The following is a 26,117-nucleotide window of genomic DNA, read 5'->3' on the forward strand; positions in this document are numbered from 1 at the left end:
ACTCTAGCCTCAGCAGTATGTGATCAGGATGAAATATGCACAAATAATCCATGACAAGGGCTCGCGGTCGGCAATTCCTTGTGATGTCATACTCATGTTGAAAACGCTTCCCCACTTCCCCGTTTGCTCAACGCTTTTGCTTAATAGCAAAGGCGGTAAACAGTTGGCTCGATAAACAGCTAAACCACTGCTATGCAATGCGCTTTAAGAACCTATAGGACTCTCAAAGACAGCGAGCATCGACACCATGCGACCGAATCGCAGGGTTCAACCTCAATGGCGACATAATGCATATAAGCGGTTCGATATTCATGATATCGAGGATGAGGAATGCAAAGCGCGATTAGCGGTTAACGGTTAACCAGTAGCAAATAACCAGTAATAAATATCGACTCGGCCTTGCTTAAGCTCTACAGGAGTGCCTTCGAACAGAGACCACATGCTGTCAAAAACTGACTCAATAGAGACACAGATAATGCTAAACAGCAGCCGCTGAATCAGCATAAAAAATGGCGACCTATTAAGTCGCCATCGGATTATATCACAAAAATGCCCCTATTTGACGCAAAAAACTGACGCAAAAATCAAAACCCACTTATTCAGCTTTAGTTTTTGCCGTTGCCGCGCCCGGCGTTTGCGAGATACCCGCCGTTAAATTGAAGCGCATCGCCTCCTCAAAAGACCAATCCACTAAAATCAAATCTTCACGTTTGACGAGACTCGTCACCCCCGCCATTTGGTAACTGAGTTGGAATAACACCGGTACCCAATCCCCTTCAGGTAAGGCATCGAGCAATGGCTGTGGCGGCGTATCCGTCATAATAAAACCCACCACAAACCCGCCATTGGCCTGTTTAACCAACACGGTTTGCTGAGTATTGGGTTTGCCTTCACGGTTCATTAAAGAAGCGATATCACGGATACTGCCATAAACAGATTTAAACAGCGGGAAACGCATCAGCTGACGTTCAATCCAGCCATAGAGCCACACAATAGGACTCACCGAAAACAACAGGCCTACCGCAAACACTATGGCCACGACTAAGATAAAGCCCGCGCCGACAAAATGCTGGTTAATCCCTACCAACTCTAAAATAAAAATCCCTAAACCATCTAACGATACAAACAATGACCAAAACAACCACAGGCTTAAAGCCATCGGCAGCAGGTTCATCAAGCCACGGGCTAAGGTTTTCTTCATTACAATCTCATCAAATCCAATGGGATAAAAAAAGGCATAAATTATTTACGCTAAAAAGCGCGTTAAATGCTACCACAGAGTCACTTTTGCACCAGCACTTGATGTAAGGTATGGCGCAGAACATTAGGGCGTGTTGACGTTTCGAGATTAGATTTTGTTCGTTCTGGCAAGCACATGCTCGCGAAACGAGGAATGAAGTGTAGTTATTCTACTCAAATGACGAGTGACAAAGAGCAAGGGCTTGCCAGACGAACCCTTCGGGCAGCATTTGGCTGACGTTTCTGCTGCGTTATCGTCCGTTTATGTAGAATAACTACACAGCACGGACTTTGCCTTGCATAAAAGCCAGCCAAATTACTGCAAAAATAACCATCAAACGTCAACACGCCCTAATAACAAACCGCTACGGCATCGAGGGAAAGAAAATGCGCGTGACCCGCCTAGACCATTTAGTGTTAACCGTGAAAGATATCGAGGCCAGCGTCGACTTTTATCAACGCGTGTTAGGGATGAAAAAGTCCATCTTTGGTCAAGGCCGTATCGCCTTAAGCTTTGGCGATCAAAAAATCAATCTCCACCAAGCGGGCGCCGAATTTGAACCGAAGGCAAACCTTGCCACGCCCGGCAGCGCCGATCTCTGCTTTGTGGTCAGCCACAATATCGAAGAAGTGATTAACCACTTAAACAGCCTTGAAGTTGCAATTATTGAAGGCCCAGTACTGCGCACCGGTGCCACAGGCCGCATCAACTCCGTCTATATCCGCGATCCCGATTTGAATCTATTGGAATTATCCGAATATTTGCCCGCCTGCGCGCTATAAACCCAACGCGCTCAAATGTCGGTATCTTGGCAGGCGGGATAACGCGAGCCCTAGTTAAAGTGCAATTTTACAAACTCGATAAACAGCCGCACCCGCATGGGGAGATGGTCGCGGTCCCGATATAACATGGATAAGGTGCGGGCTTTGCTACTCCAGTCAGGGAGAACATGATTCACCTCCCCCCGCGCTATCATAGGTAGCGCAAAATAATCCGGCACGTATCCGATACCTATCCCTGTTTTGATGGCGTGGGTCAGTAGCATCAGTTCATCCACCTCCAACCTGACGCCCTTATTCGGGTGATAATCAAACTCTTCGCCAGTCGTTTTATGCACCAATTGCCAAGGTATCATAGGGCGGCAAATAATGGTTGGATGACCGCATAACTTGTCTGGCGTAGTAATACTCGAAATGTCGTAGTCAGGGTGAGAGCACAAAATAAAGTGAATATGCTTTAACGGTCTGGCAATCCAATTTTCAACCACTGGATTGCCCACTCTAAACGCCACATCCATGCCTTCCGCTTCAATATCGATAAGCGAGTTTGAAAAGCTCAAATCCAACTGAATATCGGGATATTGCAACAGAAAATCATAAAAAATCGACCGCAGAAAATGAGTGCCAGAGTTGATGGGCGCGGAAATGCGGATTTTCCCCTGTGGCTGGTACTTATCCCGATGCAAATCTTCGTCAATATTATTGAGTTCATCAAACAGGGCTACAGAGCGCTCAAAATACTGCTCACCGATGCTGGTTAAGATAACGCGGTGAGCATCTCGATTAAGCAATCTCAGTTGCAAATCTGTCTCTAGCTGGCGGATACGGCGACTCAAGGTGGAGAGCGGCATACCTAAGGATTGGGCGGCCTCCTTAAAGCTCCCTGAGCGTGCCACAGCACAAAAACAGCGCAGATCGTCCAACGAATAATTAGGTTTCATTATTGGCATTTACCGTCTTACTTTTGCTTGTTTATCCAATTATTGAAATCAATACACTAAGACTCAGAATTTGACAAGTCATCCGGAGTGGCAATGAAATCTGATCCAACGATGAAAGCAGTAATCCTGCTGATTATCTGTACCTTCTTTTGGGGGAGTTGCTTTCCCATTGGTAAACAAGTATTAAGCGAAGTACATGCCTTGACCTTAGTGTTCTGGCGCTTTGTGATTGCCGCGGCCTGTCTCGCAATCTACCTCAAGCTCGTCCGCATGCCGAAATTGCACTTAAGCATCAATCAATGGCTGTGGATTATTCTGGTCAGCGCGGTAGGTATAGGCGGGCTAAACCTAGGTCTGTTTACGGGATTGGCGTCAACTAATGCGACGAACGGCTCATTAATCATGGCTCTTAGCCCGCTCATCACGTCACTAATTGCCTGTGTTGCCCTGCGAACGCTGCCATCGTTTGCCCAGTGTTTTAGTCTGCTGGTGAGTCTCACCGGTGTGCTGATGGTGATCACCAATGGGCACCTTGAAACCCTCTTCTCGATGCAGATAAACCATGGAGATAAATTAATATTCGGCGGCATGCTAGCCTGGAGTTTTTACACCTATTTCAGTCAAGGTATCAGCCGCTGGATGCCAGTCATCCCCTATACCTTTATCGGCATGTTGAGTGGCGCTGCCGTGATTGGCGCTTTATGTTTGGCATCGCCAGAGGTGCATCCCATCGCAGAGTTAGTAAATAGTTCGGCGTTAGGCATGGCTGAAGTGGTCTATATCGGCGTATTTGGTACGGTTGCAGGCTATTTGTTGTGGTTAAACGGCGTGCGCCAGTTAGGCTCAGCCAACGCAGCACTGTTTTTCAACTTTGTCCCCATCTTCTCCGTATTAACCTCGTTTATGCTTGGTCAAGCCGTTACCGAGTTGCAACTGTTGGGGATTATCGTGGTTATCGCAGGCTTGCTGCTACCACGAATTATACGGTTCAAACGCGAACCCAAAGTGTGCCCTGAATCCTAGCCAATCCTCAAATTACGTAATCAAGGCGGGAAGTTCTCGCCTTGATTATTGGCTTTAGCGCCTAGGATAAGTCATTTCAGTTATTGGGGCTGATTTGCTCGACCGCAAAAAAGCTTATGCCCCAAAGTAAGATAAGTTTGTCGTCAGATGTGCTGGATGAATTGTCATTGTTTCCCCTGTGACACGCCATAAACTCATCCCTGAGGGCTCGACGGCGGCATCCATGCCGCCAACGGTCACAGTTGCAACAATGACAATCTTTACGACCATTGAACTGTTCATCTAGCTAAAAGCTTTTGCCCCATAACGAGTTAACAGGTTGTCAGTGGTAAAGTAATGAGCGGACTTTCTAGGCTAAAAATTTTCATCGTTACAACCCGTGTGACGTAATTCACTAATCCTCCATCACGAAGCTGGATAGGTACACAGTCGTATTCAAAGCATAATAATTTTGAACTATTTTTATCCTGTACTCGTGCGCGTTTTTCCGGATGGCGTATTTGAGGAAAAGCTGATAAGTTCTTTTATTACAAGTTATTAACTATGCGTGTTTTTACTGGTCTAATGAGGTAAACGTGCATGCACATAAATACTAAGACGTTAGACATAAAAGGTACTTCTATTCTATGAATTGTTTTATCTGTAACAAACTAATGGTTGATAAAATTGAACAAAAAAATCAATGTGAGAAGCACTGTGAACATATTTTACATAATGCTCTTAGAGGAAAGCTAAAGTCACAAAATATTTTATGTAAACAATGTGGAAATAAACTTAATGACGAGATAGATATTGCATTTGTTAAATTTTTCTCCCCTGTAAATGAATTATTTAAAGATTATATGAGAAAAAAGATCATGGCTCTGCTTCTTCAACAAAGATACTCGGTAAACTATTTAATGGAAGGTTATCTGATTTCGATGTTAACTACAAAGACGGCACTATTTTTCCATCAAGACCAAGTCATTCAATAGACTATGATAAAAGAATAGCTGAGATATTTGCCAGTAGCTAAATTATTACAAATTACAAGAAAAGAGTAAGAGATGAAATAGAGGAAAATGGATATAATCCAAACGACTTCGAATATATAAATATTGAAACATATAAAGAGTCATTGTTTGTGCCTTATATCGGTTTAAATATTGATAGATTAGATGAAAAGATTAAGCTAGGTTATAATAAAATTGCTTCAGAGTTCGCCTTGCATAGTGGTATTAAAAGGGAGTGTTTAAATAGAACTATTGAAATTGATATAGATGGTAATGGGAAAATAATTTTTTCGGAAAATATCGTTCCATACTTTACTAATTCATTGATAGAAGCTATTTATGAAGAGTTCAGGCCATTGATGGAGCCTAACTATCCTACTCACACCTTAATACTTTTCACTGAAGAGAAAAACAACGGAAGGTATGTGTTGTATTGCTATATTGAGTTATATAGTACTTTTCAGAATTATGTGATCCTTAATCATGATTACCATCAAGAAGAAAGTCATATTTATCATCAAACAATTATGAAGCCTAAAATTTTAGACACTTCTGTTGGTGATGATTTGAGACAATCACTGAGAAGGTCACATGAAATGTTTATGAAAGTCATTGACAATGATGAAGTGCTAGATCCTTTAGAAAAAATTATTAGAAAAAGAATAGATAGTTTATCGGAGTATGAATTATCTATACTAGAAAAAGAAGTTGATATAATAGAAGACTCTATATAACCAAAACATGAGAAAAGAAAATTTTTTATCAAGAGAAAGTTATGATTTAACATGGATTTATAAAAAGCTGTTTTACAATCTGTACAATGAAAGATTAGAGTCTACCCCCCAATTTTTAAGCATTGGCGCTACAACTAGTAAGGAAGCTACTTAAAAAATGGCTCAAAAATATTACTATGAAAAGTTGCAAAGACTACTAGTTACCATTCAGGCAGTAAAATACTCACTATAAAATGTCTAACAGGCCATTTCATTCGCTCCCTTCAGTCACCGGGTGCTCGCAAGCTCGCGCCGTTTATGGCAGCATAAATTCATAGAAATTTTAATCCGAAACTAACAAGTTAGAGCAAAGGAGCTATCTCGCTTTTGTCCCAAAGCGTGCTGAGTAAGATTATGAAGTCTACAGGCTACGACAATACTAAACAGGTGAGCCATGATGATTTGCGAGACGACCGTCCGCCCCACGGACGGGGCGGTCGAGCATCCACGGATGGACTCGCTGCGCGTCGTTGAGCAAATGCCATGACTCACCTACCAATACGCATCAGCAACGACTCTCAAGTGCCCTCTTCCCATTTATCCCCTTAAACAAAAACGCTCTGCGGTTAGGCAGAGCGTTTGCGGATAAAGCCGTGTGATAAAAGGCGTTTAGTCCTTTAAATCCTTTTCCATATCTTCGTAGGAAGTATGGCGAACGTCTTTGCCTTTTACGTAGTAAATAATGTATTCGCAGATATTTTTACAACGATCGCCGACACGCTCAACCGCACGGGCTGCCCAGAGTACGTCTAATACATCGGGGATTGAGCGTGGGTCTTCCATCATGTAGGTCATTAATTGACGGATAATGCCTTCGTATTCACGGTCGAGCTTGGCATCTTCTTTGTGAAGCTCCAGCGCCGAATCGGCATCCATACGTGCTAAGGCATCGAGCGTTGCGTGCAGCATACGAATCGCATGGCGGCCCATATTTTCAATGCTGACTAATAACGGCTGCTGATTATTCAAACGCTTATCTAATGCGGCCTTGGCTATACGTACACAGGCATCACCGATACGTTCAAGATCGGCAATCGATTTTGAAATCGCGATGATCAGACGTAAGTCGCTCGCTGCCGGTTGGCGTTTGGCGATAATGCGGGTGCATTCTTCGTCAATCGAGACTTCCATGCCATTCACTTTGTGATCGCCGGTGATCACCTTTTGCGCTAATTCGGCATCTAAGGTACTTAAGGCGTCGATGGCTTGCTCTAACTGACGCTCAACCAAGCCACCCATGGCGAGTACACGGTTACGGATATCATCTAACTCGGCGTTAAATTGCCCAGAGATATGTTTGTTTAAATTCATATTTTCCATTTGGCCAACCTTTTACTCAACTGTATCAACGCCTAGATGGAGTTTGCAATGCTTAACTCTGTTCTAGGCGGTGGCTTATTTCGTTAATCGCTTATCACTCACATCACCACTACCAAAGGCAAGGTGATTAACCGTAACGGCCGGTAATGTAATCTTCGGTCTTACGTTTTTTCGGTGTGGTGAAGATCGTGTTGGTATCGGCGTATTCCACCAATTCGCCCATATACATAAAGGCCGTTTGGTCCGACACCCGCGCCGCCTGTTGCATGTTGTGGGTCACGATAACCACTGTGTACTTAGTCTTAAGCTCAGTGATCAGCTCTTCGATGGTTAAGGTTGAAATCGGGTCTAGGGCCGAAGTCGGTTCGTCGAGCAGTAATACTTCTGGCTCGATGGCAATCGCACGGGCAATCACCAGACGTTGCTGCTGACCACCAGATAAGCCAAAGGCGTTATCGTGCAGACGGTCTTTCACTTCATCCCAAATCGCCGCACCGCGTAGCGAACGCTCGGCCGCTTCGTCGAGTTCACGGCGGTTGTTAATGCCCTGCAAGCGCAGACCATAAACCACGTTTTCGTAAATCGACTTAGGGAATGGGTTAGGACGCTGGAACACCATACCTACGTTGCGGCGCAGGGCGGCAACGTCGATTTTTTTGTCATAAATATTTTGACCGTGCAGCAAAATCTCGCCGTCGATATGGCAGTTGTCCACCAGATCGTTCATGCGGTTAATGCAGCGCAATAAGGTGGATTTACCACAGCCGCTGGGGCCGATAAACGCCGTAACTTGCTTCTTCGGGATCTTCATCGACACATTAAACAGCGCTTGCTTGTCACCATAGCGCAGGTCTAAGTTGCGGATCTCCAGTGCGGTATCGTTCTGGCTCAAGTTTGCTAAGTCAAAGTTGTTGGTTTTCATGGCTGTCGAATCTATAGAAATCATATTCAGTCCTAATACTTTCAGGATAATCGCTGATTAATGCTCAAGCGAACGATATTTTTCACGTAAGTGGTTACGCACACTAATCGCGGTTAAGTTCAGTGCCACAATCACTGTTACCAGCAAGAAGGAGGTGGCGTATACCAGAGGACGTGCCGCTTCAACGTTAGGACTCTGGAAGCCCACATCATAAATATGGAACCCTAAGTGCATGAATTTACGTTCTAAATGCACAAACGGGAAGTTTAAGTCCAGTGGCAATGTCGGTGCTAATTTCACTACACCCACCAGCATTAACGGTGCTACCTCACCCGCAGCGCGGGCCACGGCTAAAATCAGCCCCGTCATGATCGCAGGGCTTGCCATCGGGATCACAATCCGCCACAGGGTTTCGGCCTTGGTCGCGCCCAGAGCCAAGCTACCTTGACGCACCGCACTCGGAATACGGCTTAAGCCTTCTTCGGTCGATACAATCACCACTGGCAGGGTCAGGATCGCTAAGGTTAACGCCGACCAAATCACCCCTGGTGAACCAAAGGTCGGTGACGGTAAGGCTTCGGCGTAAAACAGTTGGTCAATCGAGCCACCCATCATGTATACGAAGAACCCTAAACCAAATACCCCGTACACAATCGATGGCACACCCGCTAAGTTGATTACCGCAATGCGGATCATCTTAGTGATAGGACCTTTTTTGGCATATTCGTGCAGGTAAATCGCAGCAATCACCCCAAATGGCGTCACGATAATCGCCATCAACAGCACCATAAACACGGTACCGAAAATTGCTGGGAACACGCCGCCTTCGGTGTTGGCTTCGCGTGGGTCGTCGCTAACAAAGCGGCCAAGCCCGACAAACCATTTGCCGATTTTACCCATCAAGCCTAAGTGGTTGACGTAGGTAACATCGAGTACCGAATCCAGCTTAAGCTCGACCTCAACACCACGCATATCACGCACGATAACAGAGTCGCGAGCCGCTTCATCACGCAGGGCAAACAGCTCTTTTTCAAGCAGTTTATAGTCTTGCTCGAGCGCCACTTTCGCCGCAGCTAACTCCTGCTTACGGCTATCGGTCAACTCACCATCTAACTCATAACGGCGCTCTTTTAAACGCAGTTTTTCAATCTTGTAGTTAATCGCACCAATATCTTGCTTTTGCAGTGATAACGCTTTGTCAGACAAAGCAACGGCACGGTCGATATGCTCCATTAAGGAGGATTCAAGTGCATCGTTTTTAAGCTCTAAGCGTTTACCGTTTTCAATTACGGCCACAGGGTAGCCATAAAAGTTACCGTTTTTAGCACGCTCGAGCATGGCCACATCGGCTGGCTCACTACGGCTGATAATGTCTGTTGCTAAAATCCAACGGAAATCTAAGCCCACAAACTCACGGTTACCGGTTTTCACTAAGTAACGTGTCACAAACTCACCGGGTGGCTGTTTAAACACGTGGCCCGCGGCGGTTAAGCGTTCGGTCGGCACTTCTTCCCTATCGTAAATCTCACCGATTAAGGTTGAACGTGCGCCAGTGTTATCTTCGAGTTCCCATTGATAAATCGTTGCAGGCCAAAAGTAGCTTAATCCGCGCCATGCAATGAGCAGTAACAGGCCTAATACTGCAATCAAACTGATGCTCACCGCGCCACCTGTCATCCAAATCCATGGCGAGCCTGATTTTACCCACTTACCCATTGCACAAACCTCTCAAGGTCATTGGCGAAATAGTATTTAGTATCATTATCTTATCTCCATTACAGCGAGCTATAGCGGTCACGCAGACGCTGTCTTACCACTTCGGCAATCGTGTTAAAGAAGAAGGTAAATACGAACAGAACGAAGGCCGCGAGGAACAGCACACGGTAGTGAGAGCTGCCAATCGCCGACTCAGGCATTTCCACCGCGATGTTAGCCGCCAGCGTACGCATACCCTCAAACACGCTCCATTCCATGATGGCGGTGTTACCCGTTGCCATCAGTACGATCATGGTTTCACCCACAGCGCGGCCTAGACCCATCATCACCGCAGAGAAAATCCCAGGGCTTGCGGTCAACAGCACCACACGTGTCAGGGTTTGCCAAGGCGTCGCGCCCAACGCCAGACTGCCGTTGGATAAATGGCGTGGCACAGAGAAAATCGCGTCTTCGGCAATCGAGAAAATCGTTGGAATAACCGCAAAGCCCATGGCGATACCCACGACCAGCGCGTTACGTTGGTCGAAGGTGATGCCTAATTCGTTAGTGATAAATTGACGAGTGTTGCCATCAAACAGCGCCACTTCGATCATTGGACTGATGGCAAAGGAGAACCACCCCACAAAGCAGATAACCGGAATGAGCATCAGCTCTTGATAAACTTCAGGCAGGCGTTGTTTCCAAGTACCGGGTAATTTGCTCCAAGAATAGGCCGACACCAGAATCGCCGTCGGCAGCAGTACCAGCAGCACTAAGATGCCCGGCAAGTGCTCTTCAATCAGCGGAGCTAACCAAAGTCCGGCGAGGAAACCTAAGATAACCGTCGGTAGGGCTTCCATGATTTCAATCGTTGGCTTAACAATGCCGCGCACCTTTGGCGACATAAAGTAAGCAGTGTAAATGGCGCCCGCAATCGCTAATGGCACGGCAAACAGCATGGCGTAGAACGCCGCCTTCATGGTGCCGTAGGCCAATGGCATTAAGCTGAGCTTGGCTTCAAAGTCATCGCTACCCGAGGTGGATTGCCACACAAACTTAGGCTCTGGGTAACCTTCGTACCACACCTTATTCCACAGCGCGCTCCAAGACACTTCTGGGTGCGAGTTTTCCACGTGGAAGATATTCAGTTGGTTGTTCGCTTCGACCACTAGGCCGTTAGAACGTGGGCTAAAGCCCATCACGCCTGGGTTTTTAAAGTCAAACTTTTCATCAAACAGTTCGCGCTCACTGGTGGTATACAGGAGTGATAACTCACCCTCAGGGCTCACCACGGCAAAACTTTTACGGTAGAACTCAGAGGCAATCGAGGCCACTGGCGCTAAGTCAGTAAACTCACGGATCTCTTTGTATAAACGGCCTTTTGGACCATTCACTTGGAAGTACTGGGTCACCACACCTGAGTCGTAGCTCACCAGAATCGAGCTGGCACCGGCGAGTAAGGCAATGTTGTTAACCTTAGACTTTTCCTTTTCCGCATCGATTACCTGCATTAAATCTAGGCTTTCAACATCACGGATATTGTAGATAAACACCTTGTTGCCCATTTGCAGCATCAATTGGCGTTGATCCGGTGTCATCAATTGGTGTGCGACTTTTTTAGGTGCATCGGGCAGTAGTGCGCCCGTGGTCGTCCATTCCACCTCTTCGGTCATCATGTTTTCTTGACCTTCGAGACGGCTTAAACGCCAAGCGCCATTGTCATCTTGGTAGGCGAAGCTGATTTTATCGTTGCTGTAACTAAAGGCTAAATGATGGATTGCGCTGCCCGACTCATCGATAGTGATCGGCGCTTCACCCGCGCTGTAACGCAGTTTTGGGGTAATAAGGCGCTTGTTGTTAGGGTAACTTAAGCCAAATTCGATTCCCACGATTAAGGCTTGACCGTTACTTAACCCCAGTGCGAAGCGTTGCTCACTCGGCGCGGCAATCGCGGCGCTGGTGACGCTCACCCCAGAGGGTAATGGCGGTGTAAAACTGGAGAGTAAGCTGCCATCGGCAACCGTGTAGAAATCCACTTGGCCATCGGCGGCCACGCGATACATGACCTCATTTTGCTCGTCGGCACCGACCATCAGAGTCGCGACTTCAGCATGTTGATAACTCACGCTTTTTACGGGAGTCACATCCGCGCTGTCGAAAATGGGTTTAATCACGTACAGCAAATAGAAGAAGATCAACAATAAGGCAACAAACACCATAGTGCCGCCAATCGTGACCCCAATTTGAGCCGCTTTATCCTTAAATGCCCTGCGACTTGAACGTCCGCCTTTCAGCATACTTTGCGGCGCAGAACCAGGTTGAATGACCTGACTTTCCATTAAGAACCTCTATTATTAAAGCCTGTGAGTTTTTTCGCTAGGAATTGCGAAATGCTATGCTTACACTGTTTGAGCATAAACTGAGCAATAACAACACCCTTCATTCTAAGTGCGTTGAATTATATGACGCAAAGATGACAGTTGTGTTACACCCGATTTTAAAACAGGTGCCTTTTACAAAAAATAGGAGTCAGTCGCCATGCTACGATATTTAATCACGCTTCAAGCACCTGATAGAAAAGGATTAGTCGAGCAAATCGCCCACGCCGTGAGTCGCCATGGCGGCAACTGGTTAGACTCAGAGCTGCGCCATATCGACGGGATTTTTGCCGCCATATTGTTACTCGAGGTGCCTTCGCTGAAAATGGACGAGCTAATTGAAGCCTTGGAATGCATCGACGGCCTCACCCTCACCTATTCAAAAACCTCGGTCGCCCTCAAACCCGTTAAGCGACTAACCTACAGCCTAGTGTCCTACGATAGACCCGGATTAGTGCTGGATATTTCCAATCGGATCACCGCACTAGGTATCAATATCGAACAGTTTAGCAGCCAGTTTGAGACCGCAGGCCATACTGGCATCGCCCTGTTTCGCGCCACCATTGGTTTAGGCTTAACCGACCTTGCCCAAGAGGAACAACTGGTGCAATCCCTCTATGCCCTCGGTGATGACTTAGTGCTGGATAAACTCAGCCGTTAACCCTCAACACCTTCAACAAAAAACGCCGCGGGCAAACCCTGCGGCGTTTTTTATGGTGAGCTAGCTGACTTTCTGGTGCCGAGACTTAATTAAATAGCGCAGCGGCACTTGGGAAATCAACATCCCCAGCAGCATCAAACCGCAACCCAACAAGGCCCGCAGCCCTAAGCTCTCTCCAAGGAACATAATACCGCCGATGGCCGCAAACACGGTTTCAAGACTTAAAATAATCGCCGCGTGCGCAGGATGTGCATGCTTTTGCGCCAGCACCTGTAAAGTGTAGGCAATACCCACTGAAATGAGCCCCGCGTAGGCCAGTGAGCCCCAGGCTGCAATCACCTTATCGACTGTCGTCACCTCAATGGCCGCCGACACCAGCAGGCTTAATACGCCGCACACTAAAAATTGCATCATGGCGAGTAACACTGGCGAAATCCGCTTAGCAAAATGGTCCACCGCCAAAATATGCATCGCCCAAAACAGTGCGCCAATCAATTGCAGCATATCGCCATAGCCGAGGTGAAAGCCTTCTTTAATGCTTAAAAAATACAGCCCTACCACGGCGATACCACAGCCCACCCAGGTATTTGCGCCGGTAGCATGTTTCAGCGCTAAGCCCAATATCGGTACTAACACGATATAAAGCCCAGTGATAAAGCCCGCATTGGCCGCCGTAGTGTAAAGCAGCCCCACCTGTTGTAGCGATGCGCCAGCAAATAACAGTCCGCCCACCACACCGCAACCCATGGCAAAGTCTTTGGGCGTACCGAGATGAATTTTGCCTTGCCGAGCCAAGTACCACACCAGAGGAACGAGTGACACTGTACCAATTAAGAAACGTAGCCCGTTGAATGCAAAGGGCGATAAATGCTCCATCCCTAAGGTTTGGGCGACAAAACCAAAGCCCCAAATGGCGGCGGCGAGCAAGAGTAAAAAATTGGCAGGCAAGATACGGTCTCAATGATTTAAAAGGATGACAAGATTACCCAGATGCTGGGCGCTTGTCCAAATATGTTGCGATACTGTTAGCGTTTAAACCGCACGCTACTGGCGAGTCTTGCCTTGTAGACTTTTGGCCTGACTCAAGATTTCATTTAAAAACACAGAGTCTGATTGCTTTGCCAACTGCACCGCTTTGTTGGAAGCATCAATCGCGAGTGCGGTTTGACCATCAAGATCATAGGCTGTTGCTAAGCTATCCCAGAGCACCTCAGACATAGGAAACACCTTTGTCCCCTCCTGTAAAATCTCCACACCCCACGCCGTTTTTTGCTCATAGCTGGCCTTGAGACCATAGACATTGTACTGCTGGGCAGAGAGCGGAAACTCATAGCCGAAGACCGCCGTTTGCTGGTGATAGAACTGCTTTAAGTCCTTTAGCGGCATCACCGCGATTTCGGGCACCGCATTCCAATTCGCAAACAGCATCTTTAATGCCTCAACATTGCCAATAAGCGGGGTGCTGTCATGGGTTTCTTCGGGGAAGCGTTTATTAAACCATTGCAACATTTTGGTTGAAGGAGGCTTCACTGACGGGCTATTACCCAAGGTATTTTGCAATTGGGTTATTTGGGTTGCAAAGGCGCTGGCCATCTCATTAGGTTCACTGGCGATACTCAAAAACCAGCGCATGGGTTTTATCCGTTTGGCGACGGCTAACTGAGCGGACTCTCGCACGAGCCAATTATTGTCCCACCAAAGGCTTGGGCTGATGGATATCGCCGCATTAAACCGAGTGTCAGGCGTCAGAGCCACATAGCTGCTGAATAGCCCAGCCATAGAGTGTCCCGACAGTACGTGGTAATCGGCGGTGCGATATTTCTGGCCCAAGCAGCTGAGTAGTTCTGTTTCTAAAAACTGCCTGTAATTCTCTGCTCCGCCACTTCGGTCTTTAAACTGTTCTAATTGGGTCGGCGTAAACGACTTTAAGCGATTATTCGAGCTGACACCCACGACAATCAGCTCAGGGATAATGGCATAGCTACTTAAAAAGCCGACATTCGCGGCAATATGCTCAAATTGTGTCGAGCCATCCAAGACAACTAAAACGGGATAACGAAAATCGCTGGAATGACCATAGGTATCGGGGAGTTTGATTTGCAAGTTAATATCATCATTCAATATTTCAGAATGGATCTGCATCTTGTCCGTCTGCGCCACCACCTGCATCGACAGGAAAAAAATCAGCCCTAATACCATCCGCATCGTTAACCTCCCTGAATAATGGCAGCTAAGTTACTGGTTTTTATCAAGACAATCAATTTATTAACATAATTACGCCACCAGAAAGCCCAGATTAGCCACACATGGCAGTCAGGCTCTCAATCGAGAATTCCTATCTAAACTCGGCGGGATAATCTTGTATACTGCACATCACGCAATGACGAATGCATAAGTCCGCTGGATGCCTTACCAAACCCAGTGACACCATAAAAAACTAGGAACACCTATGTTAGGAACGCTAAAAAAGCTGCGCGCACACTTAGATGAGGCGCAACAAGTACAGTATCAACTGGTTGTTGGCGACGAGTTACTGCCACTGAATCCCTTAATTGGCAAGCCGCTGACCCTGACCCACACGGGTAACATCTTCTGCTGTAACTGCGGCAAAAAGACCAAAAAGAGCTATTCGCAAGGCCATTGCTTTGTGTGTATGCAAAAGCTCGCCAGTTGCGATATGTGCATTATGAAACCCGAAACCTGTCACTTTGACCAAGGTACTTGCCGCGAGCCAGAGTGGGCGCAAAGCCATTGTTTTGTGCCGCATTATGTTTATCTATCCAATACTTCAGGCATCAAGGTCGGCATCACTCGCCACACACAATTGCCTACTCGCTGGATAGATCAGGGCGCGACCCAAGGTTTACCAATTTTTAAAGTGTCGACACGACAAATCTCGGGTTTAGTGGAAGTGGAGTTAGCCAAACTCATTAACGATAAAACCCACTGGCAAACCATGCTTAAGGGCCACGCCGACGATATCGATTTAAATGCTAAGGCGGCGGAACTGATCCCGCAAATTGAGGCTAAGTTGCATGAAATCGGTATGCAAAAAGGCGATTACAGTATCGAACGTTTAGATGAAACGATTCAGTCGATTCACTATCCCATCGACACCTTTCCGAAGAAAATCACTTCCCACAACTTCGATAAAAATGAGGTGATAAGCGGGATTTTACAGGGGATTAAAGGTCAGTATCTGATCTTCGATACGGGCGTAATTAATATTCGCAAATTCACCGCCTATGAAGTCAGCATAGCGTTAGCTGACTAATATAAGTTAAAATTCCTGTCAAATGAGTGTGTTGAGCGCCGCTATGGCAGTCAGCACACTTATTGCTAAACCGTTAGATGACAGTAGTGAAGCGTCTAAATCGCTTAGGTTGAACCTCGATATACTCATACCTAAAGCATTGTGATCCCCCTTATCTTGCAATCACTCAGCCGCACCCACTCCCAGCATCCCACATGGATAAAATGGCGCTCACCTTTTCCAAGGTAAAAATCTTTATATGGAATATATTTTATGAAACAAGGACCTCAAAATTTTATCCGTCGCTGTGCATTCCAACAAAAATTACGTAATAAGCAATCTGGAATATTTTTGCTCTTAATAATCCCGCTAATAATAGCAAGCGGTCCTTGGAAGGAACTGACCGCATCGCTATCGACAGAACCATGGGATATAGGATTTACAATTGTTGTCGTTTTAGCCGTTGTGGTGGCATTTTTCTTCGCCTTCATGATCATTTCTGAAACGATAAGATTGAGCAAAGCCGCTAAAGATGAACAGCTTAGATTAGCTGAAGCTGGACCTGATGGTTATTACATCGATATCTATCAAGAAGGCCTTATATTTAATCTCTACGATGCCGAGTTTCATCTTTTTGATATGAAACAACAGTTTGTCCCATTGGATGAGATTGCCAGCACAAAATACTTTAAATATAGAGGCACACGCCGCTTGACGATCAACTTTGTCCAGATTTCCGGCCAAGTGTCGTTCACGAATAGGGAAATAAATATGGATAATTTTGATTTTCTGAAGGAATTTCTCGAAACTCATGTAGCTAACCAAGAGAATAAGGCAAGAAAATAAGCCAGCTTAAGCTAGCTTGATTAGGAATAGCGGCGTTGTGTAAAGCATAAGCCCCACGCAACGCTCGCCATTCTTGGATAAGCCTGATTTTGAAGAGATTAAATCAATCGAGCAGAGGCTTTGCTCTAACTTGGTTGCGCAACCATATAAACAAGTTCCCAGATATGTCCATCGGGATCTTCAAAAGCATGGCCATACATAAATCCTTGATCCTGCGCTTGACGATAGGCTTTGCCGCCATGCTGCTCGGCAAGCTTGACCAAGTGATCGACACGCTCTCGACTGTCGCAGTCTAGGCAATTGAGCACTTCTGTCGTGGTGCGGGCATCGGCAATCGCCTTATCGGTAAAGCCAGCGAAAAAAGGCTTCGCCAGCAACATCACATAAATATTGTCGGCAATCACCACGCAAGCAGCCTGCTCATTGCTGTATTGCTCATTGATACCAAATCCTAGGCCAGCGTAAAAAGCCCGTGATTGTTGAACACTTTCAACCGCTAAATTAACAAAGATACTTTGTGTCATCATAATCTCCCTTTAAAAATCCTCTGCGGACGTCACATCCTGTCCTGTAAAAACACCTGTAACTGTAAATAGCTCAGAGAACAGTCTAGTCAATCATTGCGGCATCCTAAACTCATGTTCCCGCAAGAGCATAAGACGAGAATCTTACTCGCCTTATGACTGTACTGCCTTATGACTGTACTGATGACTACGCCAAGATAACCGCGCTATTGCACCGCATGGGTGGCGGGCAGCGATAACAGCATTTCATCGATTAAACCATCGAAGCGGGCCTTAACTTCATCCATATCCTTAATGTTGGCAAAGCCTTGGGCAAGGACTCTCCAGACCATTTCCGTAGGTTGCCCCGCGATGCCCGTTGGTTTAAAAAAGCTAATCAGCACTGAGCCTTTATCGTACTTTTTAGGGTCAACACCTTGGTTTGACAACCCTGGCACTAAGCCTGCGGCGGCGAGTATCTGCTCATCCGACATTTGTGTGCCCATGGCAACGCCAAACCCGACTTGAAAGTCAGCCAGCTGCGGATCTTCAACCCAACGATAACCTTTCGTCAGTAGCACTTTTTTCAGCGTATCTTGCATATGCTGTTGGACTTGTTGTTTGTCTAATCGACTGTCGACAAAGATTTTCTGGAGTGTTGGGTGCCAACTGTAGGTCATGGCGCTCGGCGGTAATTGGCTCAAATCCCCCGAAGTCACAATTGTGGTTCGCAGCGCCTGCGAATCATCCACACTCACACAGGCCGTCAGCGCGGCAAAACCTATGATTAATAGCGTCAATAAACGCCCAATAGTTTGTGGTAAATACATACTTATTCCCTTATTGCGATTTTTACAGCTTAAGGATAGTTGCTATTTCCAAGACTGAAAGTCGATATGCATCATAGTGTTAAATCATGGTCATCGACAAGGATTGCGGCAAAATAGCAGTAAGGCACTCAACTCTGGCCAATTCGTTATGATTTGTTACTTTATTATGCCCGCAGGGCGTATAGGCGCGGCTCAATTTACCCGCTAGAATGCCTCGCCGAGCGACTGCAACTTGCATAGTCACGACGCAAAAATCGAGGGAATATGCCCTTATCACAATGCCAATAACGACAACAAAAGGTGTGAAATAGATCTATGGAGTTAATACTCGCTATCGCGTTGTTTGCCTTCTCATCGGGGATCACCCCTGGGCCTAACAACATTATGCTGATGACCTCTGGGGTCAACTTTGGCGTTAAACGCAGTATTCCGCATCTGATGGGGATTAGCCTTGGCTTTCCCACTATGATCCTCGCCATCGGCCTAGGCTTAAGCGCCCTATTTCAAGCCTATCCGATAATCCACCAAGTGATTAAAGTGATTGGGATTGTCTATCTCCTTTACCTATCTTGGCTGATTGCCAACAGCAGTAGCAAGATGGAGGGAAAAAGTATCGCTAAACCCTTTAGCTTTCTGCAGGCCGCCGCATTTCAATGGGTTAACCCTAAAGGCTGGATTATGGCCGTGGGCGCAATTGCCACTTTTACCTCGGTGCAACAGGATCTCACGCCGCAAGTGGTCACTATTGCCACAGTGTTTTTATGTGTGGCCTTTCCCTGCGCCGTGGTGTGGCTTGGTTTTGGCGTGGCGCTTAAACGTATTTTGAAAAACGAACGCCAGCAGAAGATCTTTAATATTACTATGGCCATCTTGCTTGTGGCGTCTATCATCCCTATGATCGCCCCCTAATTTTGGCCGTAAGAGTTAAGCACTAGCATGAATGAGATAGAACTGATCACTCAACAAACCGATAACTGGGTGAAAAAAGTGATCATGAAATACAATATTTGCCCCTTCGCCAGACGTGAGGTTGAGCACGGCAGTATTCGCTATCTCGTTGTTGAACAAACCAAAGTCAAGCTAGTGCTCAAGGCTCTGATTGAAGAATGCCAATACCTAGATGCGCATCCCGAAGCCGAAACGACGCTGTTTATTCTGCCGCGGGGTTTTGAGGGCTTTTACACTTACCTCGATCTGGTCGATATGGCGAACGACGCCTTGTTCGACAACGATTATGAAGGCGTGTATCAGCTCGCGCATTTTCATCCCGATTATTGCTTCGAGGATGAACCACAGGACTCGGCCGCCAATTATACCAACCGCGCCCCCTATCCAACCCTACATATTATTCGCGAGGCCAGTATGGAGTTAGCCCTTGCTAACTACAACGACCCCGAATCGATTCCCGAGCGAAATATTCAATTTTGTGAGCGTAAAGGCAGCGAGTTTTTTATTAAATTACTCGCAGAGTGCATGGGGAAATAGTCTAATTATTTCTTGAATGATCCACTTAAATTCAAAGTACCATTTCTCATCAGTAAAAAGCATGAAATCACACCCAGGGGATTAACAAAAACAAACCAAACAATTAACATGCGTACTACATGGGTCATTAACTGACTTTAGGCAAAGTTATCATTAAAAATTTATTTGGATAATTAAAGGACTAACGCCAATGAAAAATACAAAGAAAGTTATTTTGGGTTTAGCTACTGCGGTAATAATTGCATCCTCTTACAGTTATGCCTGCGAAACTTTTGCGTGTTACGTAGGCCTACAGACAGGACCACAGTGCCTTTGTCATTCCTCAAAATAGAATGACTTGAGAAACTGAAGCATCATTAGTTGCTTCAGTTTCAATACTCTGGAATCTTAATCTCATGGACTTGATAATCCCACCAGCATTAAAGCCATGGTTTAGCTCTGGTATTCCTGAATCACGGCAACTCGATATAGGTTTCGCCCTATTCGAATTTCCAAGATTTGAAGACCTAATCGATTTTCAAATGGGTTATCGCTGGCACGGTATCACCCAAGCGCGGGAACCTGCTTGGGATGATAATTGGTTAGTACTGGCAAGCTCCCATGGCGATCCCTTAATTTATCATTTAAAGGATGGGCACATTCTTTTCGCTCGCCATGGAATGGGCGGTTGGGCGCCCCGCCAGCTTTTTACCGATTTAGCCCAAATGTCTCGCTGCTTTAATGCCTTAGCAACACTCATCACCCACGCAGGCGATGCCCTTTTTGATGATGACTGCAATATCCAACCAAATTATGTTGAGTTAATTAAAACGGAAATTGTTCATCATGTGGGCTTCGAACAAGGGAGCCAGATCATCGAGCAATTGGAGATCAGAATCTACGCTTAAAGTAGTCTAGTGATGACTCAACAAGGGGAATGCTATTCAGTTCATTTCACTCTATCGGCCAGCATATCGCAACATCTTCATCATGGTCGATACTAAAGGCGATAAAGTCATCGGTCTTAGGTATCGCTTGATACACTTCCGTCTGGGTAAACAGTTGTAGGCATTCGGAAAATATCAAACGTATTTGCCCCACTATGGCTTCCCACTCGCTAAAGTCATCCTCGGGTAAGCGCTGTTGAATGGCTTGCAACTCGCCCTCTGAAAGCACATAAAGGGTACTCACACATTGATACTCCCAGTCACCCGTATTGAACTTAAGCTCTTGGATGGCTTCAGGGTTTTGGTATGACGTAGTCCATTTCCCTGACTGGTAATAGGCTAAGCAACGCTGGAAATCCAATTCAGTATTAAAACAAAGATTTAACTCTGCGTATTCTGCATTTGTATCGAAGGCAAAGGCATAAAAGGTTTTATCTGGATGGCTTAATAAAAACCGTTCAACCTCCACTGTTGTAAACCGCATTATCTCGGCTGTGATCCGTGCAATGAGCTGATGGTCTAAGGGCATAGAGATTGTCCACCTAAAAAATATCCTTTGAAGTTACGTCGTATCGCTCAGCTTAAGCCGGCCTTATCTGCTCGACGTTTGTGCCACATTTTACGATTAGAGCATGAAGATGAAACCCAATTACAGGATTTGTGCGCTCCATTTTTCATTGCCATAGCGACGGTTTTTATAGCTATCGATACGCCATTCATCGGCCTTTTTAAGGACGATAAACAGATACTCATCTTCGAAGTGAGTGTTGGTTTTGATATAAATTTCGGCTCTGCTCTTATGTTTTAAGTTAACGAGCAGCTCAAGGGGATGGTCACAACCATTAAACTTTGAAGGAAAACCAAAGCAGTTGCGAACTTTACCGCCGTAAACACGGGGCTTATCGGTACAAAACCCATCGAATAAGGGGGAGATTTGTTCATTGAGCAGTGCAAACCAATCACTCCGCTCAGCATAATGGAACTCAGTTTCGGGTAATGCCTTTCTTAAGGCTTCTTCCTCTGCTTGCAGTTTGGCGTAAAGATTATTTTCGATCTCATTCCAACTTTGGCTGAAAGATAACACACGCTGTGTTAAATACGCTTTTAATTCAATGTCATCCATGTCGATTATCTCGTCCTCTCCTAGGAATACTTACGGCGGACACTATAATCAAACGGCCTGTCGGTCACAAGCCTTGCTCTCTATCACATCAATAAAAAAACATAATGATAATTCATTAGCTTAGGATGAATTAGCCAGCATATTCTCCCCTACATAGCTTGGCTGTTAACGCAGCCATGATTGTCATTCTTTGTTTACAGCTCAAAATGTTTACAAATTGCTACTTTTGTTATTTGTTTGTTAAAAATAAATTCCTGTGTTAGGTTGAAATCACCTAAGTCAGCAGACGCCCGTCTGTCCATAGGAGCACAAGTAGATGCTCCGTGTCGCTTAGGTCTTACAACCTTGATAACAAATGGAGCAAGCACAATGAAATTAACCAAAATCGCCAGTGCCGTTATTGCCTTATCTGTGGGCGTTATTGCCCAAGCCCATGCCGACGACAATCGTTATGTCATTCAAGTCGAAGCGGGTCATAAAGGCATAGTTAAAGCACTGGCCAAAAAATTGGGCGCAGAAATCAACCTTGAAGGGGATGAATTTATCGCTGCGACTTTTACTGGCAAAGATCTCGCCCAAGTAAAAGGCCTGCTAAACAACCCACATATCACCCTGATTGAAGAAGACGTTCGCCGTCATCCAATGGCACTATTTAACGACGATGCGGGCAATCCAATGACCCAGCAAGTCACGCCCTATGCGGTATATCAATCCCATGCCAACGAAGTAACCTTTAACCCAAATGCGGGCATGAAGGTGTGTATTATTGACTCGGGTTTAGATAGCTCAAACCCAGACTTTAACTGGAACAACATCACCGGCGATAATGACTCTGGTACGGGTAACTGGAATCAGAACGGTGGCCCACACGGCACCCACGTAGCGGGTACCATTGGTGCGGCAGACAACAATATCGGTGTAGTCGGTATGGCGCCTGGCGTACCTATGCATATCGTAAAAGTATTCAACGCCTCGGGCTGGGGTTACTCCTCTGACTTAGCCTATGCAGCCAACAAATGTAGCAATGCTGGCGCTAAGATCATCAGCATGAGCTTAGGTGGCGGCGCAGCCAACAATACCGAAAAGAATGCCTTCGACGCCTTTACTGCGGCCGGTGGTTTAGTGGTCGCGGCTGCGGGTAACGACGGTAACTCAGTGCGCTCTTATCCAGCGGGTTATCCATCGGTGATGATGATCGGTGCTAACGATGCCAACAATAAGATTGCCGACTTCTCCCAATACCCAAGCTGCGTGAGCGGTCGTGGTAAAAAAGCCGTCAACGATGATGGCATCTGTGTTGAAGTGACCGCAGGTGGTGTCGATACCCTATCAACCTACCCTGCAGGCATGGCAACGGCCTCAACCTTAACAGCCGATGGCGCGACAGTCGCCTCATCAGCAATGGAAAACCCAGGTTCAGCCACGGGTAACACCTACTTTATGGGCACGGCTCAGGCAGTGGATTCTGGCGCGAACGGTAAGATTTGTGTTATCGATCGCGGTGTGATTTCCTTCCACGATAAAGTGCTTAACTGTGAAAACTCAGGCGGTGTGGGCGCAATCGTTATCAACAACGTGGCGGGCATGCTCTACGGCACTTTGGGTGATACCAACGCCACCACCATTCCTGCCGTTGGCGCAGCGTTTGAAGATAGAGCTAGCCTACTTGCTGCCCAAAACGCAACGGTTTCAATCGATTCGGTTGACTACGGCTTTATGAGCGGTACTTCAATGGCCACACCAGCAGTATCGGGCATGGCGGCATTGGTATGGTCTAACCATTCACAATGTACCGGCACACAAATCCGTAATGCACTCAAAGCAACGGCAATGGATGCGGGTACTGTAGGTAAGGATAACTACTTCGGTTATGGTATCGTCAACGCGAAAGCGGCCGATGCTTACCTCACCACCTATGGCTGCTCTGGCAAATAGTATTTAGCTAAGATAATCCCTGTAAAAAAACCAGCACTTGTGCTGGTTTTTTATTGTCTATTGGAAGATTACTTAAACCAACCTTTGATACTGGTCAGCAGTGAACGACTGTAAAAAGGCGCGCTCTTGGCTTGGCAAAATGTCGCGATAGGCTCGACGCTGTCGCCATGTAAATGGTGCACTTTGATAGGCCAGCTGTCCTGCCCCAGTTGACGTTCGAGCAACTTCACATCGCCACGAATACGATTAATATCCTCTGAGTTTTCAGCGGGTAACTGGATCACTAGGCTTAAGGCATGGTCCGAAGTACTACGAATAAAGTCCAAGCGTGACGATTCCAGCAGATAGGCCTTCTCGACGGTTTTATAGTTCGACAATAACCCTTTGAGCTGGGCGAAATGGGGATACTCATGGGGCTCGATATTACCAAATAACGAGAGTGCGCCCCTGTGCTCCACCAGCTCAAGCTGCGATGACAACATCAAGCGCACTTCGTGTGCATCCAAGGATTTCGACATATTGCTGTTAGGATTCAGCGCCATATCGCTCCCCGATTGCAGCAGTACTTGGAACAGTGTCTCGGCATCGAGCGTCATCACCCCATGGTGCGCAGTGCCTTCGCTCTTCATCAATTCGATGGCCTTATCGACGGCGGTTTGAGATGTGAAAATCGGCGTAAAAGGATGATCACTGCCATCCTCGAGGGGGACATACCACTGAGTGATGCCGATCGCCATCGCACCTTCACCCGCCTCGGGCGCCTCAGTGCTACTCTCACTCAAGATAAACAGGGTTGATTGGCTAAGTTGTTGATAAAATTCGGCCGCATAGAGATTGTCTTGGAGGGCCTTCACAAAAATTTGTTCGAGTGGGGTTGTCGCTTCTAGGGTGTACAACATTGGCAAACTTCCTGTTATTAAGCGGTTCAGTCCTTTACTATCAAAGAGCTAAAAATAATTTTTAGCCATTCGATTCACACTGACCTGATTAAATCGCGTGGGCATGGTAAAACATTGAGGGCGTCGAATCGAGCAAAACATCCCACAATTGGAATCAGAGCAGGCACTTAGCATTGTACCGAGCCTGCGCAGTCGCAAACTCGGCACTCAGGAGTAACTAATTGATAGGGTTACAGACTTAATCCCCACACCTCGAAGGCATCGCGGCAAAGCTGCTCACGAAAATCCGGATGGGCGATATTGATCAGCGCCTGCGCCCGCTCGCGCAGGGAGCGGCCACGCAGGTTCGCCGCGCCATACTCGGTCACTATGTAATGCACATGGGCACGCGTCGTCACCACCCCTGCGCCGGGCGATAACACAGGAGCAATGCGGGAAATCTTGCCGCCCGAGGCGGTACTTGGCAAGGCAATCACTGAGCGGCCGCCTTCGGATAACCCAGCGCCGCGAATAAAGTCCATCTGCCCGCCAACACCCGAATAAATCTTAGTGCCTATCGAATCGGCGCAAACTTGGCCAGAAAGGTCGACCTGTAATGCCGAGTTAATCGCCATCACATTGGGGTTTTTACGGATAATAGAGGTGTCGTTGACTTGCTCGATATCCATAAAAATGACCGCAGGATTATCATCCACATAGTCGTATAACTTCTGGCTACCTAAGGCGAAACCTGTGACCAGTTTTCCGGGGTAAAAACGTTTCTTGCTGTTGTTAATTACGCCCTTTTCGACCAGCTGCAAAATCCCGTCGGAAAATAGCTCGGTATGCACGCCTAAGTCTTTGTGCTCGGTCAGGCAAGACAATACAGCATCGGGAATCGCGCCAATGCCCATCTGCAAACAATCGCCATCACGCACTAATTCGGCCACATTTTTACCTATCGCCAAACTCACTGCATCGCCGGTGGCAAAGGCATGGATGGGTAAACTGGCGCTCTGTTCATACACAGCGGCGAAACGGTCGATATGGATAAAACCATCGCCGTGGGTGCGGGGCATTTGCGGGTTAATATGGGCGATGATTTTACCCGCCACTTGGCAGGCGGCTAAGGTGGCTTCCACCGAAATCCCTAAGGAACACATGCCATGTTTATCGGGCGGCGACACTTGGATAATCGCGGTATCGATTTTTTGCTCGCCGCTGCGGAACAATTTAGGCACTTCCGAGAGGAAAATCGGCACATAGTCGGCATCACCACTTTGCAATAATGGCCGAGTCGGCACCCCGCCGAAGAAACAGCGATGGCGCAAATGCCCCTGTAAACTCGGGTGACTTAAGGACTCGGCGCCTTCGGTATGTAGCTGTAATAAGGTGAGATTTTCAAGGGTGAGCGCATGTTTTGCCAGCGCATCTAATAAGACTCTGGGGGTCGCCCCCATGGAATGGGTCCACAGGGTTTCGCCACTTTGAATGAGCGATACCGCTTCAAGGGCACTTTGACACACAATCGCAGGCATACAGAATTCCTTCGCTTAGCTGATCCCCATTCCTTTGCGCATCTTGTGGTGAAGATATGCAACACGCTTTGCATCT

At 46.7% G+C, this 26,117-nt stretch carries 27 protein-coding genes; 11 read left to right on the forward strand and 16 right to left on the reverse strand.

What is annotated here, in order from left to right; genetic code table 11:
• Positions 1 to 357 precede the first annotated feature (357 nt).
• Entirely contained in the window at positions 358 to 504 is a 147-nt protein-coding gene (locus tag N7386_RS14260) for a hypothetical protein (protein WP_279769245.1), read from the reverse strand.
• Between the two features lie 91 nt (positions 505 to 595).
• Positions 596 to 1,201 (reverse strand): DUF502 domain-containing protein, encoded by a 606-nt coding sequence (locus N7386_RS14265; protein ID WP_220056074.1) that lies wholly within the window; start codon positions 1,199 to 1,201, stop codon positions 596 to 598.
• A 425-nt stretch (positions 1,202 to 1,626) separates the two neighbouring features.
• On the opposite strand from N7386_RS14265, the gene N7386_RS14270 reads away from it, so the two are divergent.
• The gene (locus N7386_RS14270) at positions 1,627 to 2,022 is read left to right on the forward strand and encodes a VOC family protein (RefSeq protein WP_086904539.1); all 396 of its coding nucleotides are present in this window, start codon (positions 1,627 to 1,629) and stop codon (positions 2,020 to 2,022) included.
• A gap of 50 nt (positions 2,023 to 2,072) precedes the next feature.
• On the opposite strand, the gene N7386_RS14275 is transcribed toward N7386_RS14270, so the two are convergent.
• On the reverse strand, positions 2,073 to 2,960 hold the full coding sequence (locus N7386_RS14275; protein ID WP_086904540.1) for a LysR family transcriptional regulator: 888 nt from the start codon (positions 2,958 to 2,960) through the stop codon (positions 2,073 to 2,075).
• A 93-nt stretch (positions 2,961 to 3,053) separates the two neighbouring features.
• On the opposite strand from N7386_RS14275, the gene N7386_RS14280 reads away from it, so the two are divergent.
• Positions 3,054 to 3,983 carry a DMT family transporter gene (locus N7386_RS14280; RefSeq protein ID WP_279769256.1) on the forward strand — a complete coding sequence of 310 codons (930 nt, stop codon included), beginning with the start codon at positions 3,054 to 3,056 and terminating at the stop codon, positions 3,981 to 3,983.
• Between the two features lie 114 nt (positions 3,984 to 4,097).
• Here the strand turns inward: N7386_RS14280 and N7386_RS14285 are convergent, their stop codons facing one another.
• A complete protein-coding gene (locus N7386_RS14285; protein WP_279771093.1) occupies positions 4,098 to 4,253 on the reverse strand; it encodes a hypothetical protein in 156 nt (51 codons plus the stop codon).
• A 356-nt stretch (positions 4,254 to 4,609) separates the two neighbouring features.
• Between N7386_RS14285 and N7386_RS14290 the strand changes: the two genes are divergently transcribed.
• On the forward strand, positions 4,610 to 4,957 hold the full coding sequence (locus N7386_RS14290; protein WP_279769258.1) for an HNH endonuclease: 348 nt from the start codon (positions 4,610 to 4,612) through the stop codon (positions 4,955 to 4,957).
• Positions 4,958 to 5,106: 149 nt separating this feature from the next.
• Complete coding sequence (locus N7386_RS14295) at positions 5,107 to 5,709, forward strand: hypothetical protein (protein ID WP_279769261.1); 603 nt, start codon at positions 5,107 to 5,109, stop codon at positions 5,707 to 5,709.
• Positions 5,710 to 6,357: 648 nt separating this feature from the next.
• Here the strand turns inward: N7386_RS14295 and phoU are convergent.
• From phoU to N7386_RS14315, 4 genes are all read right to left on the reverse strand, one after another.
• Complete coding sequence (gene phoU / locus N7386_RS14300) at positions 6,358 to 7,068, reverse strand: phosphate signaling complex protein PhoU (RefSeq protein WP_011623309.1); 711 nt, start codon at positions 7,066 to 7,068, stop codon at positions 6,358 to 6,360.
• Positions 7,069 to 7,195: 127 nt separating this feature from the next.
• Positions 7,196 to 8,014, reverse strand: a complete 819-nt coding sequence (pstB, locus tag N7386_RS14305) for a phosphate ABC transporter ATP-binding protein PstB (protein ID WP_011623310.1) — start codon at positions 8,012 to 8,014, stop codon at positions 7,196 to 7,198.
• A gap of 33 nt (positions 8,015 to 8,047) precedes the next feature.
• Positions 8,048 to 9,706 carry a phosphate ABC transporter permease PstA gene (gene pstA, locus N7386_RS14310; protein ID WP_011717614.1) on the reverse strand — a complete coding sequence of 553 codons (1,659 nt, stop codon included), beginning with the start codon at positions 9,704 to 9,706 and terminating at the stop codon, positions 8,048 to 8,050.
• Positions 9,707 to 9,765: 59 nt separating this feature from the next.
• Complete coding sequence (locus N7386_RS14315) at positions 9,766 to 12,024, reverse strand: ABC transporter permease subunit (protein WP_279769265.1); 2,259 nt, start codon at positions 12,022 to 12,024, stop codon at positions 9,766 to 9,768.
• A 199-nt stretch (positions 12,025 to 12,223) separates the two neighbouring features.
• Between N7386_RS14315 and N7386_RS14320 the strand changes: the two genes are divergently transcribed.
• Positions 12,224 to 12,724 carry an ACT domain-containing protein gene (locus tag N7386_RS14320; RefSeq protein ID WP_011717616.1) on the forward strand — a complete coding sequence of 167 codons (501 nt, stop codon included), beginning with the start codon at positions 12,224 to 12,226 and terminating at the stop codon, positions 12,722 to 12,724.
• Between the two features lie 60 nt (positions 12,725 to 12,784).
• On the opposite strand, the gene N7386_RS14325 is transcribed toward N7386_RS14320, so the two are convergent.
• Complete coding sequence (locus N7386_RS14325; protein ID WP_086904546.1) at positions 12,785 to 13,672, reverse strand: DMT family transporter; 888 nt, start codon at positions 13,670 to 13,672, stop codon at positions 12,785 to 12,787.
• A gap of 96 nt (positions 13,673 to 13,768) precedes the next feature.
• Positions 13,769 to 14,929: an alpha/beta hydrolase-fold protein gene (locus N7386_RS14330; RefSeq protein WP_086904547.1), complete on the reverse strand. Its 1,161-nt coding sequence runs from the start codon at positions 14,927 to 14,929 to the stop codon at positions 13,769 to 13,771.
• A gap of 244 nt (positions 14,930 to 15,173) precedes the next feature.
• Here N7386_RS14330 and N7386_RS14335 point away from each other — a divergent pair, with 244 nt between their 5' ends.
• Together N7386_RS14335 and N7386_RS14340 are read left to right on the forward strand one after the other, a co-directional pair.
• On the forward strand, positions 15,174 to 15,998 hold the full coding sequence (locus N7386_RS14335; RefSeq protein ID WP_086904548.1) for a DUF2797 domain-containing protein: 825 nt from the start codon (positions 15,174 to 15,176) through the stop codon (positions 15,996 to 15,998).
• A gap of 252 nt (positions 15,999 to 16,250) precedes the next feature.
• On the forward strand, positions 16,251 to 16,823 hold the full coding sequence (locus N7386_RS14340) for a hypothetical protein (protein ID WP_086904549.1): 573 nt from the start codon (positions 16,251 to 16,253) through the stop codon (positions 16,821 to 16,823).
• Between the two features lie 125 nt (positions 16,824 to 16,948).
• On the opposite strand, the gene N7386_RS14345 is transcribed toward N7386_RS14340, so the two are convergent.
• Positions 16,949 to 17,347, reverse strand: coding sequence for a VOC family protein (locus tag N7386_RS14345; protein ID WP_279769273.1), 399 nt, complete (start codon positions 17,345 to 17,347; stop codon positions 16,949 to 16,951).
• 206 nt (positions 17,348 to 17,553) lie between these two features.
• Positions 17,554 to 18,156 carry a DUF4136 domain-containing protein gene (locus tag N7386_RS14350; protein ID WP_279769275.1) on the reverse strand — a complete coding sequence of 201 codons (603 nt, stop codon included), beginning with the start codon at positions 18,154 to 18,156 and terminating at the stop codon, positions 17,554 to 17,556.
• 315 nt (positions 18,157 to 18,471) lie between these two features.
• On the opposite strand from N7386_RS14350, the gene N7386_RS14355 reads away from it, so the two are divergent.
• The 3 genes from N7386_RS14355 (at position 18,472) to N7386_RS14365 (ending at position 20,528) form a co-directional block, all read left to right on the forward strand.
• Positions 18,472 to 19,065, forward strand: a complete 594-nt coding sequence (locus N7386_RS14355) for a LysE family translocator (RefSeq protein WP_011623319.1) — start codon at positions 18,472 to 18,474, stop codon at positions 19,063 to 19,065.
• A gap of 27 nt (positions 19,066 to 19,092) precedes the next feature.
• Positions 19,093 to 19,641, forward strand: coding sequence for a DUF1415 domain-containing protein (locus tag N7386_RS14360; RefSeq protein ID WP_279769277.1), 549 nt, complete (start codon positions 19,093 to 19,095; stop codon positions 19,639 to 19,641).
• Between the two features lie 395 nt (positions 19,642 to 20,036).
• Entirely contained in the window at positions 20,037 to 20,528 is a 492-nt protein-coding gene (locus tag N7386_RS14365) for a hypothetical protein (RefSeq protein ID WP_279769279.1), read from the forward strand.
• Between the two features lie 46 nt (positions 20,529 to 20,574).
• Here N7386_RS14365 and N7386_RS14370 read toward each other — a convergent pair whose 3' ends face one another.
• Both N7386_RS14370 and N7386_RS14375 read right to left on the reverse strand, forming a co-directional pair.
• Positions 20,575 to 21,051, reverse strand: a complete 477-nt coding sequence (locus tag N7386_RS14370) for a DUF4303 domain-containing protein (protein WP_279769281.1) — start codon at positions 21,049 to 21,051, stop codon at positions 20,575 to 20,577.
• A gap of 165 nt (positions 21,052 to 21,216) precedes the next feature.
• On the reverse strand, positions 21,217 to 21,690 hold the full coding sequence (locus tag N7386_RS14375; RefSeq protein ID WP_279769283.1) for an NTF2 fold immunity protein: 474 nt from the start codon (positions 21,688 to 21,690) through the stop codon (positions 21,217 to 21,219).
• Between the two features lie 369 nt (positions 21,691 to 22,059).
• On the opposite strand from N7386_RS14375, the gene N7386_RS14380 reads away from it, so the two are divergent.
• Positions 22,060 to 23,625, forward strand: a complete 1,566-nt coding sequence (locus N7386_RS14380) for a S8 family serine peptidase (RefSeq protein ID WP_279769285.1) — start codon at positions 22,060 to 22,062, stop codon at positions 23,623 to 23,625.
• A 68-nt stretch (positions 23,626 to 23,693) separates the two neighbouring features.
• Here the strand turns inward: N7386_RS14380 and N7386_RS14385 are convergent, their stop codons facing one another.
• Positions 23,694 to 24,524 carry an SseB family protein gene (locus tag N7386_RS14385; RefSeq protein WP_279769290.1) on the reverse strand — a complete coding sequence of 277 codons (831 nt, stop codon included), beginning with the start codon at positions 24,522 to 24,524 and terminating at the stop codon, positions 23,694 to 23,696.
• A gap of 230 nt (positions 24,525 to 24,754) precedes the next feature.
• Entirely contained in the window at positions 24,755 to 26,041 is a 1,287-nt protein-coding gene (locus N7386_RS14390; protein ID WP_279769292.1) for an acetyl-CoA hydrolase/transferase C-terminal domain-containing protein, read from the reverse strand.
• Positions 26,042 to 26,117 lie beyond the last annotated feature (76 nt).

Source organism: Shewanella sp. GD04112 (assembly GCF_029835735.1).
Lineage (GTDB): Bacteria > Pseudomonadota > Gammaproteobacteria > Enterobacterales > Shewanellaceae > Shewanella.